We start from the raw sequence: 16,257 nt of genomic DNA on the forward strand, positions 1-16,257 counted from the left end.
AAAATTTCCCTCGAAAACCTGCGATAATAACAGGATTTTCCACGCCGCGTCAAAGACTTGCGAGACTTTCGCTGTTTTTCTACGGCGCAGAGAGCATATAACATTTCCCTGATGAAAACAACCAACATCATTCTTGCTTCCAGTTCGGCCTATCGGCGGGAACTGCTGGCGCGGCTGCATTTGCCGTTCTCGGTCGATGTGCCGGATATCGACGAAAGCCCACTGCCGGGCGAAACTCCCTCTGCCACCGCCCTGCGCCTGGCCCGTGAAAAGGCTGCCGCAGTAGCTGCCCGCCACCCTGGCGCGCTGGTGATCGGCTCCGACCAGGTCGCCACTTTGGACGATGAGCAAATCGGCAAACCTGGCAATCATGCCAATGCCCTCGCCCAGCTGCAAAAAATGCGCGGGCGTGAAGTGGTGTTTCATACCGCGCTTTGCGTGTGGGATGGGCGCAACAATACGCACCAGCTTGAAGACATCCAGACCGTGGTCAAGTTCCGCGATTTGCCGGACGAGGAACTGGATGCCTACCTGCGCATCGAGCAGCCCTATGATTGTGCCGGAAGCGCGAAAAACGAGGCGCTGGGAATTGCGATCCTGGAGCGGATCGATTCCAGCGATCCGACGGCACTCACGGGCTTGCCGCTGATCGCCTTGACTGGCATGCTGCGCGCCGCGGGCGTCAGCTTTTTCCAAAACCGGTAGACCGGTGTCCGACCCACAGGGTCAGACACCAACGGCGCACCGGCCAACACAGTATGCAGACCGGTGTCTGACCCTGCGGGTCTGACACCGCATCACCGGTTTAAAAACATGAACGGCACCCTATACCTCATCCCCAACACCCTCGGCCCCACCGACTCCCTGGACCAGGTCATCCCCCAGCACGTGCAGCAACTGACCTCCCATCTCACCCACTTCGTCGCCGAAAACGCCAAAACCGCCCGCGCCTTCCTGAAGCAAGTCGGCACCGCCAAGCCCATCCAGGAAATCGCGATCAGCGAACTGAACATCAACACGCCGCAAACCGCACTGCAAGCCTTGCTCGAACCCCTGAAAGCTGGCCACGACGTCGGCCTGTTGTCCGAAGCCGGCGTCCCTGCAGTCGCCGACCCGGGCGCCGACCTGGTCCGCCTGGCCCACGCCAACAGCATCCCGGTCCGTCCGCTGGTCGGCCCCTCCTCCATCCTGATGTCCGTGATGGCCAGCGGCCTGAACGGACAAAGTTTCGCCTTCAACGGCTACCTGCCGACCGACGCTGCGCAACGTGCCAAGCGCCTGAAAGAACTGGAAACGCGCTCCCGCCAGGAAAAGCAAACGCAGCTCTTCATCGAAACACCCTACCGCAACGCAGCCATGCTGGAAGCACTGGTCAGCGCATGCACCGGCAGCACGCTGATCTGCGTGGCCACCGACATCAGCCTGCCAACGGAAACGATTCGCACCCGCACGGGCGCGCAATGGAAGGGCCTGCTCGACTCCGGCAAGGCGCCGGATTTCCACAAGAAGCCAACGGTGTTCCTGCTACTGGCCCAATAAGCTATTGAACCGAGTGGGCATACTCATTGACCCACTCAAACGCCTCGCGCTGCAGCGCATACAGCGCCGAAGGCGCCAGGTCCAGCTTGTGCAGGATGCCGGTCAGTTCCCGCCCCTCCTGCGCCCGCTCGATCAGCTCGATCAGGCGCAGCACATCGCCATAATCCCCCTCGCGATGCAACAGCGCATCGCGCACCTCGTCCAGCACATTGACGCTGTCGAGGATTTCGCCCATGCGCACCGAGAACAGCGCATCCATCAGCGACATGATGCCGACCGTAAAACCAATGTCAGCCGCCACCCGTTCCGACGGCCGCACATGCCCCATCACCAGCTCCATGGTCTTGCCGCGCGTGGTCGCCATTTGCAGCAAGGGCGAGTCGAATTCCGAGCCTTTCACATACAGCAGGATCTGCAGCCAGCGCTGCAACTGCCGGCGCCCCAGCACGATCAGGGCATGCCCGACGGAATTGATGCGGAAGCGCGCACCCACCGCCGGGGTATTCACCAGGCGCAACAGGTTCAGGGAAATCAGGGGGTCATGCTTGACGCTGCGCTCCACTTCGCGTTGGTCCGCATCCTGGTTCAGCAAATCGAGCAAGTGCATGATGGAGAGCTGAGATGGCGTAATCTTCTTCCCGCTCAGGATCACCGGCCGCGCGAAATAATAACCCTGGAAGTATTCAAAACCCAGGTCCATGCACTCGCGGAACTCCTCGACCGTCTCCACCTTCTCGGCCAACAGCTTCTGGTTGGGGTTGCGCAAGTTGCGCGCCAGGGCCGGCAGGCTGCCGCGCTCGATCTGCTTGATGTCGACCTTGATCACATCCATCAAGGGACGTAACGCCGTCACGGCATCACTCTCCCCCGCCACATCGTCGAGGGCGAACTTGTAGCCCGCCTGCTTCAGTTCCTGCACCCGCTTCAGCACGTCCGGCGTCGGCTCGACCGACTCCAGCACCTCGAGGATGACCTTGTCATTCGGCAGGAAGTGAATGAAATCGCTCATCAATCCCGTCGTGTCGACATTGACGAAAGCGAGCTGGTCGCCCACGACCTGCTCCATGCCCAGCTCGGAAGCATGGGCAATCACGGAGGCAGTGGCATGGGTTCCGTCCGTCACACGGGCTTCGTGGACTTCGGCATTTCGGTAGAGCAGCTCGTAGGCCACGAGCCGCTGGCTGCGGTTGAGGATGGGTTGCCGTGCCAAGAAGAACTGATTGGCATACGGCATTGGGATCTGCACTTCACTTTCAACCACGGCTGTCATGGGTTTCCCCATTGTTAAGACTCATGGTGTCAAGACTATACCCATTAGTGCAGTCCTGGCAACATTTTTATGTTGTGCGCTGCGGGACCTTCTTGCTTGTGGCCGCCTCGCCACTCTCCAGCGTGAACTGCGCACCGGCATCACGGCCCAAAACCTGCACCAGGTAGGGCATCACCTGGCGCAGCATCGGCTCCAGCGTGTACGGAGGATTCAGCAGGAACATGCCGCTCGTATGCAGCGCGATGCCGTCCGGGGTTGGCGTGCTGATGCACAGGGTCACGTTCAGCCAGCTCTTGGCCGGCAAGTGCTTCAGGCGCTCGGCGAAGTTGCGCGCCTCAATGCGCTGCAGCACCGGATACCAGACCGCATACGTGCCGGTCGGGAAGCGCTTCAGCGCATCGTTCAGCATGTCAGTGACCTTCTTGTAGTCCTGCTTGTCCTCATAGGGAGGATCGCACAGCACCATGCCGCGGCGCGATGGCGGCGGCAGCAACGCCTTCACGCCCAGGAAACCATCCGCCTTGTTGACGATCACACGCTTGCCGCGCGCAGCAGGCCGGCGGCCATTGGCCGCCTGGTGCTGCTCCAGCTTGTGGAAATTGTCGGCCAGGATCTTGGCGTCCGACGGGTGCAGCTCGAACAGGCGAAGGCGGTCTTCTTCGCGCGCCACGATTTCGGCGCAGTAAGGCGAACCAGGGTAGAAGCGCAGTTTGCCGCTTGGGTTCAGGTCCTTGATCAGTTGAACGTAGTCGGCCAGCGGTTCCGGCAGGTCATCACGATCCCACAATGGGCCGATGCCGGTCTCGAATTCAGCGGTCTTGGTGGCTTGCGCGCTATCCAGCGAATAAACGCCGGCGCCGGCATGCGTGTCGATATAGGTGTAAGGGACGTCCTTCTGGTTCAGGTATTCGAGGACCTGGACCAGGACAAAGTGCTTGAGGACGTCGGCGTGATTGCCGGCATGGAACGCGTGGCGGTAACTGAACATAGGAGAGGCGGGTCAATAAGATTTGCCGGCATTATCTCATGCGCATGATCGCCTGCGATACACTGGCCAAATGATCACCCTTCTTCCAGTGGCCAGCACCGACATCCCAGCCCTGTGGGAATTGCGCACCCGCGCGCTGCGCAGCCAATGCGCCGGCCACTACGATCCCCTCACATTGAGCACGTGGGCCGCAGCCCCGGCGCCCTCGACCTATCCCGCCTTGCTGGCCCAAGGCGGCGGCATCAAGGCCTATATCAACGGCGAACTAGCCGGATACGCCATCCTCGACCTGGAGAGCAATGAGGTGGATGCGGTCTTTGTCGAACCGCGATTTGGCGGCCAGGGCGTAGGCAAATGCCTGTTGAAAGCCCTGGAGCAGATGGCCGGCGAACCCGCCGCCCTGCACCTCTATGCTTCGCTGAACGCAGTCCCCTTCTACGAAGCGGCCGGCTATCGAGCAATGAAGAACACGCAGTACCAGCATCCCTCGGGAATCCTGCTGGACTGCGTGTTCATGACCCGCACTTAAGCGACTTTCTTCTTCTCGTCGAAGAACTGCTCGTCTTCGGTCGATCCATGCAGGGCCGTGGTGGAACTCTGGCCCTGCTGGATGGTTTGAGTCACGGCATCGAAGTAGCCCGTACCGACTTCGCGCTGGTGCTTGACCGCGGTGAATCCTTTGGCGGCCGCGGCGAATTCGGCTTCCTGCAGCTCCACGAAGGCGGACATCTGGCGGCGCGCATAGCCATGGGCCAGGTCGAACATGCCGTAGTTCAGGGAATGGAAGCCGGCCAGCGTGATGAACTGGAACTTGTAGCCCATCGCCCCCAGCTCTTTCTGGAATTTGGCAATGGTCGCGTCGTCGAGGTTTTTCTTCCAGTTGAAGGAAGGCGAGCAGTTATAGGCCAGCAGCTTGCCGGGGAATTTGGCATGCACGGCTTCGGCGAAGGCCTTGGCGAATGCCAGGTCAGGCTTGCCGGTTTCGCACCACACCAGGTCAGCGTAAGGAGCGTAGGCCAGCGCGCGGGAAACCGACTGCTCCAGGCCATTGCGCACCTTGTAGAAGCCTTCCACGGTGCGTTCGCCGGTGCAGAAAGGCTTGTCGTTGTGGTCCACGTCGGAGGTCAGCAAGTCCGCCGCTTCAGCGTCGGTACGGGCGATCACCAGGGTCGAGGTGCCCATGACGTCAGCCGCAAGGCGCGCAGCGGTCAGTTTTTCGACGGCTTCGCGGGTTGGCACCAGCACCTTGCCTCCCATGTGGCCGCACTTTTTCACCGAAGCCAATTGGTCTTCGAAGTGCACGCCCGAAGCGCCGGCTTCGATCATGGCCTTCATCAGTTCGAAGGCATTCAGCACGCCGCCGAAGCCGGCTTCCGCGTCCGCAACGATAGGCGCGAAGAAGTCGATATCGTCCTTGCCCTCAGACCACTGGATCTGGTCGGCGCGCTGGAAGGTATTGTTGATGCGGCGGACAACCATCGGCACCGAATTGGCAGGATACAGCGACTGGTCCGGATACATCTCGCCCGCCAGGTTGGCATCGCCAGCCACCTGCCAGCCTGACAGGTAGATCGCCTTCAGGCCGGCCTTCACCTGCTGCATGGCCTGGTTGCCGGTCAACGCGCCCAGCGCATTGACGAAGGGTTCGTTGTTCACCAGGTCCCACAGCTTTTCCGCGCCGCGCTTGGCCAGGGTGTGCTCGATGGCCAGCGAGCCGCGCAGGCGCACCACGTCTCCGGCGGTGTATGTGCGAGTGACTCCCTTCCAGCGTGGATTGGTATCCCAGTCGTGCTGCAGGGCAGCGATTTGTTCGGCGCGAGTAGCCATGATGATCTCCTACGAAAGCGTTAGAAAACGAAAACCGTTAGAGATATCTTAGGCGTGATTGTTCTGGTGCAACACGTCTTATATAAGACATATAAGCGCCTTTTATTCGCGCAAAATCAAACACTTGAGGCGCATGTTCCATGATGCGGAACGCCATTTCTCCTTTCGAGAGAAACAAGGTTTCTTGATTTGACGCACTTTCCATCGCATGAAATGATGATTTCACATGGTGGAAAGCGCACCAGTATCAGGCGAGCTTTTGCTTGGCCACCAGCACACCATCCGCATCCGCATAGATCCAGTCGCCGGGGCACACTGCGACGCCAGCAATCTGCACATTCACATCGCGCTTGCCGACGCCGTCACGCGCACTACGCTGGGGATGCGTCGCCAAGGCCATGATGCCGACGTCGCACTCCGCCAGCTCCGCGCTATCGCGCACGCAGCCATCGACAATCACGCCTGCCCAGCCGTTGTTCTGCGCCAGCAGGCCAAGCTGGCCGCCGACAAGCGCCCGGCGCAGGCTGCCGCCGCCATCGATTACCAGCACCCTGCCCCCGCCCTGGGTTTCGAGGGTCGCACGCACCAGCGCATTATCCTCATGCACTTTCAGCGTCGCAGCCGGCCCGGAAAACTGGGCTCGCTTGCCGAAGTGGCGGAAGAATGGAGACAGGACTTGCAGGCTGCCGTCGTCCAGCATCGCAGGATTGTCGTCACAAAGGTCTGTCGTGGCAAAACTCATGGCATTACTCGCGGTTATGGAAGATGACACGACTATATCAGGCTGCAACGTTGGCGGTGGCGCGGGTACGGCTGCCAACGCCGGTCGCGGTAGCGATGGCCAGCAGCAGGAAAAAGGCGATGCCGGCGAAGACGTACTGCGGCTTGCCTGCGTCCATCATCAGGCCGAATAGCAGAGGCCCGACCGACAGGCCGCTATCCAGGCCGGAATACACCACGCCGTACACGCGGCCCGTGGCATTCTTCGGCGCTGCGGCGCGGATCATCAAGTCGCGCGATGGTCCTGCAATGCCGGAGAAAAAGCCGACCAGCGCCATCAAGGCTACGGCACCCCAAGCGGGAACCACCGCCATGCCAAGCAGCAGGGCCAGGACGGCGGCCAGCGCGAAGGCGGCGGCAATGGTACGGTCGTGGTTCTTGCGCCCAGCACCGAGGAAGCCGCCCAGCATCATGCCAACCGCGGACGCCAGCATATAGGCCGTGAAGGCGCTGGTCGCCATCGCCAGCGACATGCCGTACAGCTTGACCAGTCCGGTCGAGGCGAAACTCTGGATGCCGCCCAACGCCAGCGCAGTCAGGAAGAAGAAGCCAAAGCACATCCACACCGAAGGCAGTCGCAGGAAATCAAACGAGCCGCCCTGCCGCGCGCCGGCGGCGTGATGAATGACAGGATCAGGGCGCAAGGCTGCGCGGTTCCACCACAGGATCGCCAGCACGATCGCGGGCAGCGCTGCAGCCGACAGCAAGGCGGTACGCCAATCCGTGGCACTGGCCACGCCAGTCAGGAACAGCGGCGCGGCAGCCCAGCCAATGCTGCCGCTGATGCCATGCACGGAAAAACCATGCGCCAGGCGGTCGCGCGACACGCGCTGGTTGAGGATCGTGTAGTCCGCCGGGTGGAAGATGCTGTTGCCCATGCCCGCCATCAGCGCGCCCGCCACCAGGCCGGCATAATTCTGGGCATTCGACAGCACCAGCGCCGATACCCCTAGCATCGCCATGCCTGAAAACAGCACGCGGCGCGCGCCGACCCGGTCCACCACAAAGCCGGCCAGGGCCTGGCCAATGCCCGACACCACAAAGAACACCGTCATCAGCAAGGCCAGCTCCGAGTAGCTCAGGCCGAAAGCCGTCTTCAGCCAGGGAAACAGGGCAGCCAGGATCAGGTGATAGAAATGCGAGACGCCATGCGCCAGCCCGACCAGGCCGATCACGCGGGCATCCGTGCGTAAGGTTTGCTTATCCATTCTGTGCCTCATTCGTATAAAGAATGGAAACATTTTAGAAAAACATCGCCCGTCTGTTTTGAGCTAGGATGACATCATTTATCGCAAAACCGCCATCCCATGCCGATCAAGATCGTCACCCATACCGGCCCGCACGAAAGCCGCCGTGAGCCGAGCGCCGTGCAGCCTGTCACCATGATCGCCCGCGACCTGGTCAGCGAACGGTCACTGCAGGCGCATACCCACGACTGCGCCCAACTGACCCTGGCGCTGGAGGGCGTCATCCGCGTGAATGCGATGGACAGCAGCTGGATCGTGCCGCCGCAGCGCGCCATCTGGACCGCCGCCAATGTCGAGCACTCGCTGAGCGTGATCGAAACCGCGCGCCTGCGCCCGGTCTACGTCGTGTCGTCTTACGACCCCTTCCCCGGTGAACCGTGCAAGGTGCTCGAAGTCTCGCCGCTGCTGCGCGAGCTGGTCGTGGCACTGGAGCTGGAAGATCCGGAGGTCCCGACCCACCGCTCCCAGCTGCTCTGCAAGCTGATCCTGGACGAATTGCCGCACCTGGCCACGCGTCCGATCCGCGTCCCCATGCCGCGCGACAAGCGACTGAAAAGCCTGTGCGATGCCCTGCTCGCCGATCCGGGCGCAACGCACACTCTGGAAGAATGGGCAAGCAAGGCTGGCGCATCGGAGCGCACGCTGGCGCGCCTGTTTGAAAAGGAACTGGGCATGAGTTTCGGCCAGTGGCGCCAGCAGGCCCGGCTCGCACATGCCGCGCCGATGATTTCCAGCGGCATGCCCTTGTCGCAGGTCGCCGATGCGCTGGGCTATTCAAGCCAGTCCGCCTTCACCGCCATGTTCCGCAAGACCTTCGGCTGCCCGCCTACCGAGTTTTTCAACACCCGCATCTGATAAAAATCAAACCTGCTGTCGATGGCCTCCCGGCCGCGCTTGCCTGCCCGCGTTTGCGCTGCCTACACTCACTTCGGAGACGCGGACTGGTGGCGCGACGCGGTCTCGGCGTCGAGCATCTCCCGCAGCCTCACGAACAAAGGCGCCGTAGCTGTGTGCTTGCGGCCGTACCCCAGGTTGAAGGCATAGTCGAAATCGGGCGGATTATCGCCCTGGTTGTGCTGGAGGATGGTTTCCAGCTTGTCGAAGGCTTTCACCGCCTGGGCTTCTGGCGTGGCGGCGGCTTCATACTCGTCCCACAGGGCAATGATTTCCGCGCGCAGTGGCGGGTCGAGGTCGCGCGTCAGGGTATGCAAGTCTTCGCGTTCCTGCGCTGACTTGCCGGGATGGGCGTGTTGGTGGATCGCAGGAATGTCGCCATGGATCGCTTCGCCGAGGTCGTGCACGATGCACAGCTTCAGCACGCGGGCGAGATCCAGCCCAGGCAGTTCGTCGGCGAACACCAGCGCCATCAGCGCCAGCCGCCAACTATGCTCGGCGGTGCTTTCCGGCCGTCCGGTCGAAGTGAAACCGCTGCGCAGGACGCTCTTCAGCCGTTCCGCTTCGCGCAGGAATTCCAGCCGGCCCGCCAACATTGACTCATTCATGGTGTGCTCCTGTCAGAGCCACGAGTTTACGCAATTTGGAGGTTGTATGTCACCAGGATTCAAGCTGCTAGATAAATGGTGGCAATGGCTGCTGGTCTATCCCGGACTGGCCATTGCCCTTATCCCTGTCGTCACCGATTATCTCAAGTCCAGTGAAGGCGACAAGCAGTTCGCACTCTGGACCAAGAACGTCAGCTGTGTCGAGGCGCCATTCGCCGGGGTCCTGAACGAATTCAATGTGCAGACATCCGCCACGATCTGCAAATCGGGCGACGTCCTGGTCCGGTTTATCGGCCCCGGCGACAAGCGGGCCTACCGTTGGGTGCCGGTGGAGCTATTCGGCTTGCGCAGCGCAGGCATGTTCAACCTGATCGGCAACGCAATGGCCCAGGCGCCTGGCTCGCGCCAGCGCGAAGAGATCATCTGTCAATGGACGCTACCCAACGGCTGGGTCATTCGCAGGTTGAAGGTTGACGAAAGCTGCTTTGAGGAACACATTTGGGGCGCGACAGGGGAAGTCAGGCGCCGGCAGCGTGTTGACTGCCGTGCGCCCTGCCGCTGAACTCAAGCCTTGCGGAAGGCCAGCTCGTTGCCCTCGGCATCGATGCGGATCGTGTCTTTCGGCCCAAAGCGGCCTTCCAGGATCAGCTTCGACAACGGATTTTCGATCTGCTGCTGCACCGCGCGCTTCAGCGGACGCGCACCGTACACCGGGTCGTAGCCCGCCTCGGCGATCTTCTGCAGGGCCGCGTCGGTGACTTCCATCCCCATGTCCATGCGCTTCAGGCGCTGCTCCAGGATCTGCAGCTGGATGCGGGCAATCGAACCGATATGCTTGTCGTCCAGGCCGTGGAACACCACGATCTCGTCGATCCGGTTGATGAACTCCGGACGGAAGTGGCCACGCACCTCGGCCATCACCGCCAGCTTCACCACTGCCGGATCGGATTCGTCCAGCGACTGGATCTTCTGCGAGCCCAGGTTCGAGGTCATGATCACCACCGTGTTCTTGAAGTCCACGGTGCGGCCCTGCCCGTCCGTCATGCGGCCGTCATCCAGCACTTGCAGCAGCACGTTGAACACGTCCGGGTGCGCTTTCTCGATCTCGTCCAGCAGGATCACGCTGTAAGGCTTGCGGCGCACGGCTTCGGTCAGGTAGCCGCCCTCGTCGTAACCCACATAGCCTGGCGGCGCGCCGATCAGGCGGGCCACCGAATGCTTCTCCATGAATTCGCTCATGTCGATGCGGATCAGCGATTCCTCCGAATCGAACAGGAAGTTCGCCAGCGCCTTGGTCAGCTCGGTCTTGCCGACGCCGGTCGGGCCGAGGAACATGAAGGAGCCGTACGGACGGTTCGGGTCCGACAGGCCTGCACGCGAACGTCGGATGGCGTCGGCCACCGCGCTGATCGCTTCGTCCTGTCCCACCACGCGCTCGTGCAGCTTCTCTTCGATGTGCAGCAGCTTGTCGCGCTCGCCCTGCATCATGCGCGACACGGGAATGCCGGTCGCGCGCGATACCACCTCGGCGATTTCCTCCGCCCCGACCTGGGTGCGCAGCAGCTTCGGCTTGTCGCCCGCCTGCTCGGCGGCGCCGGCGGCTTCGGCCTGCTTCAGTTGCGACTCCAGCTCCGGCAGCTTGCCGTACTGGAGCTCGGACACGCGCTGCCAGTTGGAAGCGCGGGTCGCCTCTTCCATCTGCTGCTTGATGCGTTCGATTTCCTCCTTGATGTGGGTAGTGCCTTGCACATTGGCTTTTTCAGCCTTCAGCACTTCCTCGTAATCGTTGTATTCGCGCTGCAGCTTGGCGATTTCATCGTCCAGCAGTTGCAGGCGGGCGCGCGAGGCTTCGTCCTTTTCGCGCTTGACCGCTTCCTTCTCGATCTTGAGCTGGATCAGGCGGCGTTCGAGCTTGTCCATCACCTCCGGCTTGGAGTCGATCTCGATCTTGATCTTGGACGCGGCTTCGTCGATCAGATCGATCGCCTTGTCGGGCAGGAAGCGGTCGGTGATGTAGCGGTGCGACAGCTCCGCCGCCGCGATGATCGCCGGGTCGGTGATCTCCACCTTGTGGTGCAGCTCGTACTTGTCCTGCAAGCCGCGCAGGATGGCGATGGTGGCCTCCACGCTTGGCTCGTCGACCAGGATCTTCTGGAAGCGGCGCTCCAGCGCGGCATCCTTTTCGATGTATTTGCGGTATTCGTCAAGCGTGGTCGCACCGAGGCAATGCAATTCGCCGCGCGCCAGCGCAGGCTTCAGCATATTGCCGGCGTCCATGGCGCCTTCGGCCTTGCCGGCGCCGACCATGGTGTGCAGCTCGTCGATGAAGACGATGGTCTGGCCCTCGTCCTGCGCCAGCTCCTTCAGCACGGATTTCAGGCGCTCCTCGAACTCGCCGCGGTACTTGGCGCCGGCCAGCAGGGCCGCCATGTCGAGCGACAGCACGCGCTTGCCGCGCAGGGAGTCCGGCACCTCATTGTTGACGATGCGCTGGGCCAAGCCCTCCACGATGGCGGTCTTGCCCACGCCCGGTTCGCCGATCAGCACAGGATTGTTCTTGGTACGTCGCTGCAGTACCTGGATGGCGCGGCGGATCTCGTCGTCGCGGCCGATCACCGGGTCCAGCTTGCCCATGCGGGCACGCTCGGTCAGGTCGAGGGTGTATTTTTTCAGCGCTTCGCGCTGGCCTTCCGCTTCCTGCGAATCGACCTTGGCGCCGCCGCGCACGGCGTCGATGGCGGTTTCCAGGGCTTTGCGCTGCAGGCCGTTCTCACGTGCCAGCTTACCGGCGTCGCCCTTGTCTTCCGTGATCGCCAGCAGCACCATTTCGCTGGAGACGAACTGGTCGCCGCGCTTCTGCGTTTCGCGGTCGGCCTGGTTCAGCATGTTGACGAACTCGCGGCTGACCGTCACGTCGCCGCCGGACACCTTGGGCATGCGCTCCAGCGCATGCTTCAACGCCTGCGCCAGCCCGCCGACATTCACGCCGGCGCGCTGCAGCAGCGAGCGCGCGCCACCGTCTTCCTGGTTCAACAGGGCCAGCAGCAGGTGCGCGGGTTCAATGTATTGGTTGTCGTTGCCGACGGCCAGGCTCTGGGCATCGGCGAGTGCTTCTTGCAGTTTTGTTGTGAGTTTGTCTTGGCGCATTTCAAACGCTCCTGATGAATTGTCAAGGACAACATGAGGATGCGTTGTTACATTTCAAGACCACTTCTTTAACGCATCGTCGTCGCTCGTGCGTGCATCAACCCAGCGGGCGCCCTCGGGCGTCTGTTCCTTCTTCCAGAACGGCGCCTCGGTCTTGAGGTAATCGATAATAAATTCACAAGCCGAGAAGCCCTCGCCCCGGTGCGGTGAAGTGACCGCCACCAGAACGATCTGGTCCATGGGCTTGAGCGGCCCGACGCGATGAATGACCAGCGCACCATAGATCGGCCAGCGGGCCTTGGCCTGGTCGATAATGGCCTGGATCGACTGCTCGGTCATGCCCGGGTAATGCTCCAGCTCCATTTCGGCAACCGCGGCGTCCTCGTTCAGGTCGCGCACCGTGCCAACGAAACTGACTATAGCGCCAACCTTGGCGTTCCCGGCGCGCAGTTGCGCCACTTCATGCGACAGGTCGAAATCTTCTTCCTGGATCCTTACTTCGCTCATTTACCCTCCGCCCCGGTCTTGCGGAACAGCTGCTCGATGCGGCTGGCAGTACGTGCGTCCACCAGTGCGGGCATGGCACACAAGGCAAGGAACTGGGCGGCGTGGCTGGCCGGCTTCTGGCCGGACTTGAGGGAGGATTGCAACACTTCTACCTGCATTTTCAATCGGTCTTTCGCAAATTCGGCGCCGCTGTCGATGCCGGCCATGATTTCGAGGCGCAGCACTTCGGACAGCAAGCGTTGACGGTTGGTTTCCAGTTGGCCGGCGTAGTCGGAGCGCGCAGCAGCGCCCTCCCCGGCTGCTTTCAGCGCGGCGTCGAAGCGGGCGCGCAAGGTGCGCTCCTGCTCGGCCGGCAGGGCTGCCAGGGCTTGCCAACGATTGTTCCAGTCGGCGCAGTCGATTTCGCCGGCTCCGGCCAGCGCGCTTTCCAGTGCCTGTGCCAGGCGCAGCTTTTCACGCAGGGCGCTGGCTTGTGCCGCGCCGGCGCGCTTGCGGATGGCGTCAGCCTGCGCTTGCAAGGCGCCGACGGCGGCGCGGTAGCGCTGGTCGATCTTCTGCTCGCTGGCGCGCGGCACCACGCCGGAAGCATGCCATGCGGCGGCAGCATCTTTCAGGGCCTTGCCGATGGCCGCCAGGACGGCCTTGTCGTCGCCTTCGAAGGCCGCCGACTCGAGGCCGGCGCAAATCGCTTCGCGCGCGTGCAAGTGGGCCTTGCGTTCGTGGTCCGCCGCGTGGGCGTGTTCCTTGCGCCTGGCGAAAATCTGGTCGCAGGCGGCACGGAATTTCTGCCACAAAGCCTGCTCGGTCTTGCGCTCCAGCGGCAAGGCGCGGGCATGGCCCTGCCAGGACTCCTGCAGGCGGCGCAAGGTGTCGATGGTGTGGCGGTCCAGCGGATTGAGCTTGCCCACCTCTTCGATCAATTGCTCGCGGCGCGCCACTTCGATCTTGCGCTGCGAATCGAGGGGCGCCATCAGCGCGTCCATCGCCTTGCTGAAGGCCGCGTCCAGCCGTTTCTTGTCCTTGCGGTCGATCGTACCCAGGCGGCTCCAGGCCTGGCGCAGGCGTTGCGTCGACGATGCCAGGGTGCGCCAGTCGTGCGTGTGCGGCAGGTTGCCGGAGGCCGATTCCTCGCGGTCGACCTGGGCGCCGCCCGCGGCCTCCAGTTGCGCGCTGTCCCTGGCGATCAGGGCATTTGCCTCGTCGACCAACTGTTGCGCTTTCGCTGCATTAGCGTGGCGCTCGTCAGCCAGGTGCTTGAAGTGGGCGGCGGCTGGAGCGTATGCGGCGGTGCAGGCGGCGTCGAATTTTTCCCACAAGGACTTGGGCGCGGCCCCGGAGACGCCGTCCAGCGCCTTCCAGCGTTCGCGCATGCTGCCGACCTTCTTGGCCAGCTCGCTCATCCCCAGGCCCTCGGCGGGCAGGCTTTCGACGGCGTGCACCAGCTCTTCACGCGAGACATTGCCGCCCCAGCGCGCCCAGTCGCCCAGGCGCTTGAAGTCGGCCCGCACATGGGCCAGGCGCTCGGCCTGGGCTGCCGACAGGCGGCCGGTCTTGCTTTCCTTCAGGGTTTTATCGTGCTCTGCGGCAATGTGGAGCTGGCCTTGCGCCAGTGCGGTTTCCATCGCTTCGACCAGGTCCATGAACTGGCGGTTGGCTTCCTGCTCGGCGGGCGATGGCTTGTGTTTTTCCTTTGGTGGGCGCGGCGGGCGGGCGGCCAGCGCATCGTGGCCGTCGGCGTGCGTGACGGCGTCGCCATGCGGCGGCGCCGGCGGCGCGCTGGCGCCAGGCGCCGGAGCGGCATCGTCCACTGCGCTTGCTGCGGCGCCCTTGGCGGGGACGCGTTCGGCCTCGGCGGCCTCGGCGGCCACTGCTGCCGCTGGCGCGGCGGCGGGCGGTGCGGCCGGCTGCTGCGCGGCGCGTTCCGCAGCCAGGGCAGCATCGAAATCGTTCAGCAGGTGGCGCGGCAGAGATCCGCGCTCGGGCGAGGCCAGGTGTGCCGCATGTTCGCTGGCCAGGCGCTCCAGTTCGACGGGATCGGGATGCTTGCGCAAGGCTGCCAGCGCATCAATCATCGCGCGCTGCAGGGAGACCTGTGCTTCGAGGCGTTCGCCCAGCGCATCGCGGATATGGGTAAATTCAGCCGCAGCGGACGGCGCGGCATCGACCACCTTCCATTGACGGTCCAGGTCAGCCACCAGATTGGGCGTCAACTTTTCATCAGCCAACAAGCGCTGCGCCAGAGCAATACAGGCCTGCGCCTGCTTCTGTTCGGCCTGCACATGGCGGATGGCGTCCAGGCGTCCTTGCACCAGCTTGGCCACCCGGCGGTCCGAGTTGCGCACCGCCTGCTGCACTTTCTCCAGCGCCGCCTGCGAGACGACGTGTTCGGCTGCCGCCAGCCGCACGTCGGCAAATTCACTGTTCAGGATGAGCTCGACCGCAGCAGCCTCGTCGCCCGCAAGGTTGCGGGCCAGCTCGGCTTGCGCCGCGCGGCGTTCTGCGGGAGTGCCGAGCGGCGCCTGCGACCCGCCCGGGCTCGGCTGGCCGGCAACGCTGGCCTGGCTGGCCTGCTGCTTGAAAAGGAACTCAAACATAGTTGTGCTATGAATGGATCAAAACCACCATCATAGCGCAGCGCCGCCCGGCAGGGGCGGCGAATGCAGGCATGGCGTGTTCAGGCCGTGTCCGCAGCGGCGCGATGGGCCAAACGCGTGCGCCGGTGGTAGCGCAGCTTCGGCACAGGAACCACGAGCTCGTCTTCGCTGCGCAGGGAGGCACGCACCTGCTTGGCTTCCAACAAGGCTTTCCTGTCTTTTTCGGCGGAGGCCGGCACGCGGCGCGCTTCCACCACTTGAGCATCATGGGCCAGGAATTTGTTCGCGATATCGAACCAGGCTTCGCCGCCAATGGTGGCGCGGGCAATCGCAAACAGTTCCTTTTCCTCTTTCTCCAGGCGCTGCAACAGCACCGTGCAGAAAGTCTCGATCGATTCGCAGATCTCCGTCACTTGCTGTTCGCTGTACTCCACCGCCGAGTCGAGTTCAGCCTGCAACCGCCGGATCACCGACAAGGCAGACTGGTTCAGCCGGCTCAGCTCGTCGAGCAGCTGGTTGGCCTGTTCCGTCGCATTTTGCAGGGCCGGAATCAGGTACAGCTCGATCTTGCGCCAATGGCAGGCCTGGTACAGGCGCTCCAGGGTTTCGCAAGCATATTCAAGCTGGGAGAGCGTCAGGCGCTGTTGCCGCAACAGCGTCGATTGCACGTATTTTTGAAACGACAGCAGGCTAAGGCGCACGTTAGCCTGTTCAACGGAAAGCGCAACTAATGTATATGTGGCCGTTAACATTCTTGCTCCCAAATATCGCTACGCGGAAACGGAAGTACAAGTGTAAATTAGCCCGACAGGTTCACTTTGACGTACATCAAGGTAACGCCATTCGCCCTCCACAA

The 16,257-nt window shown here is 62.7% G+C and carries 15 protein-coding genes; 5 read left to right on the forward strand and 10 right to left on the reverse strand.

Going from position 1 to position 16,257, the window contains the following annotated elements; genetic code table 11:
* The first annotated feature begins 111 nt into the window (after positions 1 to 111).
* Positions 112 to 705, forward strand: coding sequence for a Maf-like protein (locus ACN9M3_RS21090; protein WP_426323821.1), 594 nt, complete (start codon positions 112 to 114; stop codon positions 703 to 705).
* A gap of 108 nt (positions 706 to 813) precedes the next feature.
* Complete coding sequence (locus tag ACN9M3_RS21095) at positions 814 to 1,539, forward strand: SAM-dependent methyltransferase (protein WP_426162487.1); 726 nt, start codon at positions 814 to 816, stop codon at positions 1,537 to 1,539.
* Between the two features lies 1 nt (position 1,540).
* On the opposite strand, the gene ACN9M3_RS21100 is transcribed toward ACN9M3_RS21095, so the two are convergent.
* Together ACN9M3_RS21100 and ACN9M3_RS21105 are read right to left on the reverse strand one after the other, a co-directional pair.
* Complete coding sequence (locus tag ACN9M3_RS21100; RefSeq protein ID WP_426162489.1) at positions 1,541 to 2,809, reverse strand: EAL and HDOD domain-containing protein; 1,269 nt, start codon at positions 2,807 to 2,809, stop codon at positions 1,541 to 1,543.
* Between the two features lie 67 nt (positions 2,810 to 2,876).
* Entirely contained in the window at positions 2,877 to 3,797 is a 921-nt protein-coding gene (locus ACN9M3_RS21105; protein WP_426318530.1) for a 23S rRNA (adenine(2030)-N(6))-methyltransferase RlmJ, read from the reverse strand.
* A gap of 70 nt (positions 3,798 to 3,867) precedes the next feature.
* On the opposite strand from ACN9M3_RS21105, the gene ACN9M3_RS21110 reads away from it, so the two are divergent.
* The gene (locus tag ACN9M3_RS21110; protein WP_426318531.1) at positions 3,868 to 4,326 is read left to right on the forward strand and encodes a GNAT family N-acetyltransferase; all 459 of its coding nucleotides are present in this window, start codon (positions 3,868 to 3,870) and stop codon (positions 4,324 to 4,326) included.
* On the opposite strand, the gene aceA is transcribed toward ACN9M3_RS21110, so the two are convergent.
* The 3 genes from aceA to ACN9M3_RS21125 all read right to left on the reverse strand — a co-directional run bounded on the left by aceA (position 4,323) and on the right by ACN9M3_RS21125 (position 7,612).
* A complete protein-coding gene (gene aceA, locus ACN9M3_RS21115) occupies positions 4,323 to 5,624 on the reverse strand; it encodes an isocitrate lyase (RefSeq protein ID WP_426318532.1) in 1,302 nt (433 codons plus the stop codon). The two genes, ACN9M3_RS21110 and aceA, sit on opposite strands and share 4 nt — an antisense overlap.
* 247 nt (positions 5,625 to 5,871) lie before the next feature.
* Entirely contained in the window at positions 5,872 to 6,366 is a 495-nt protein-coding gene (rraA, locus tag ACN9M3_RS21120; protein ID WP_426162494.1) for a ribonuclease E activity regulator RraA, read from the reverse strand.
* Between the two features lie 37 nt (positions 6,367 to 6,403).
* Positions 6,404 to 7,612, reverse strand: a complete 1,209-nt coding sequence (locus ACN9M3_RS21125) for an MFS transporter (RefSeq protein WP_426162495.1) — start codon at positions 7,610 to 7,612, stop codon at positions 6,404 to 6,406.
* A 99-nt stretch (positions 7,613 to 7,711) separates the two neighbouring features.
* On the opposite strand from ACN9M3_RS21125, the gene ACN9M3_RS21130 reads away from it, so the two are divergent.
* On the forward strand, positions 7,712 to 8,506 hold the full coding sequence (locus ACN9M3_RS21130; RefSeq protein WP_426162496.1) for an AraC family transcriptional regulator: 795 nt from the start codon (positions 7,712 to 7,714) through the stop codon (positions 8,504 to 8,506).
* A 68-nt stretch (positions 8,507 to 8,574) separates the two neighbouring features.
* Here ACN9M3_RS21130 and ACN9M3_RS21135 read toward each other — a convergent pair whose 3' ends face one another.
* Complete coding sequence (locus ACN9M3_RS21135) at positions 8,575 to 9,153, reverse strand: HD domain-containing protein (RefSeq protein ID WP_426318533.1); 579 nt, start codon at positions 9,151 to 9,153, stop codon at positions 8,575 to 8,577.
* Positions 9,154 to 9,199: 46 nt separating this feature from the next.
* Here ACN9M3_RS21135 and ACN9M3_RS21140 point away from each other — a divergent pair, with 46 nt between their 5' ends.
* Complete coding sequence (locus ACN9M3_RS21140; RefSeq protein ID WP_426318534.1) at positions 9,200 to 9,715, forward strand: hypothetical protein; 516 nt, start codon at positions 9,200 to 9,202, stop codon at positions 9,713 to 9,715.
* A 2-nt stretch (positions 9,716 to 9,717) separates the two neighbouring features.
* Here ACN9M3_RS21140 and clpB read toward each other — a convergent pair whose 3' ends face one another.
* From clpB to ACN9M3_RS21160, 4 genes are all read right to left on the reverse strand, one after another.
* On the reverse strand, positions 9,718 to 12,300 hold the full coding sequence (gene clpB, locus ACN9M3_RS21145) for an ATP-dependent chaperone ClpB (RefSeq protein ID WP_426162500.1): 2,583 nt from the start codon (positions 12,298 to 12,300) through the stop codon (positions 9,718 to 9,720).
* A gap of 54 nt (positions 12,301 to 12,354) precedes the next feature.
* Positions 12,355 to 12,807 (reverse strand): molybdenum cofactor biosynthesis protein MoaE, encoded by a 453-nt coding sequence (locus ACN9M3_RS21150; RefSeq protein ID WP_426318535.1) that lies wholly within the window; start codon positions 12,805 to 12,807, stop codon positions 12,355 to 12,357.
* On the reverse strand, positions 12,804 to 15,401 hold the full coding sequence (locus ACN9M3_RS21155; RefSeq protein ID WP_426318536.1) for a DUF349 domain-containing protein: 2,598 nt from the start codon (positions 15,399 to 15,401) through the stop codon (positions 12,804 to 12,806). Before ACN9M3_RS21155 ends, ACN9M3_RS21150 begins: the two co-directional genes overlap by 4 nt.
* A gap of 80 nt (positions 15,402 to 15,481) precedes the next feature.
* Positions 15,482 to 16,153 carry a hemerythrin domain-containing protein gene (locus ACN9M3_RS21160; protein ID WP_426162504.1) on the reverse strand — a complete coding sequence of 224 codons (672 nt, stop codon included), beginning with the start codon at positions 16,151 to 16,153 and terminating at the stop codon, positions 15,482 to 15,484.
* Between the last annotated feature and the right edge of the window lie 104 nt (positions 16,154 to 16,257).

The organism is Pseudoduganella sp. R-43 (assembly GCF_049913255.1).
Lineage (GTDB): Bacteria > Pseudomonadota > Gammaproteobacteria > Burkholderiales > Burkholderiaceae_D > Rugamonas.

Coding starts and splice junctions, on each gene's coding strand:
- ACN9M3_RS21090 (WP_426323821.1), top strand. CDS start 112: ATGAAAACAACCAACATCATTCTTGCTTCCAGTTCGGCCTATCGGCGG.
- ACN9M3_RS21095 (WP_426162487.1), top strand. CDS start 814: ATGAACGGCACCCTATACCTCATCCCCAACACCCTCGGCCCCACCGAC.
- ACN9M3_RS21100 (WP_426162489.1), bottom strand. CDS start 2,809: ATGACAGCCGTGGTTGAAAGTGAAGTGCAGATCCCAATGCCGTATGCC.
- ACN9M3_RS21105 (WP_426318530.1), bottom strand. CDS start 3,797: ATGTTCAGTTACCGCCACGCGTTCCATGCCGGCAATCACGCCGACGTC.
- ACN9M3_RS21110 (WP_426318531.1), top strand. CDS start 3,868: ATGATCACCCTTCTTCCAGTGGCCAGCACCGACATCCCAGCCCTGTGG.
- aceA (WP_426318532.1), bottom strand. CDS start 5,624: ATGGCTACTCGCGCCGAACAAATCGCTGCCCTGCAGCACGACTGGGAT.
- rraA (WP_426162494.1), bottom strand. CDS start 6,366: ATGAGTTTTGCCACGACAGACCTTTGTGACGACAATCCTGCGATGCTG.
- ACN9M3_RS21125 (WP_426162495.1), bottom strand. CDS start 7,612: ATGGATAAGCAAACCTTACGCACGGATGCCCGCGTGATCGGCCTGGTC.
- ACN9M3_RS21130 (WP_426162496.1), top strand. CDS start 7,712: ATGCCGATCAAGATCGTCACCCATACCGGCCCGCACGAAAGCCGCCGT.
- ACN9M3_RS21135 (WP_426318533.1), bottom strand. CDS start 9,153: ATGAATGAGTCAATGTTGGCGGGCCGGCTGGAATTCCTGCGCGAAGCG.
- ACN9M3_RS21140 (WP_426318534.1), top strand. CDS start 9,200: ATGTCACCAGGATTCAAGCTGCTAGATAAATGGTGGCAATGGCTGCTG.
- clpB (WP_426162500.1), bottom strand. CDS start 12,300: ATGCGCCAAGACAAACTCACAACAAAACTGCAAGAAGCACTCGCCGAT.
- ACN9M3_RS21150 (WP_426318535.1), bottom strand. CDS start 12,807: ATGAGCGAAGTAAGGATCCAGGAAGAAGATTTCGACCTGTCGCATGAA.
- ACN9M3_RS21155 (WP_426318536.1), bottom strand. CDS start 15,401: ATGTTTGAGTTCCTTTTCAAGCAGCAGGCCAGCCAGGCCAGCGTTGCC.
- ACN9M3_RS21160 (WP_426162504.1), bottom strand. CDS start 16,153: ATGTTAACGGCCACATATACATTAGTTGCGCTTTCCGTTGAACAGGCT.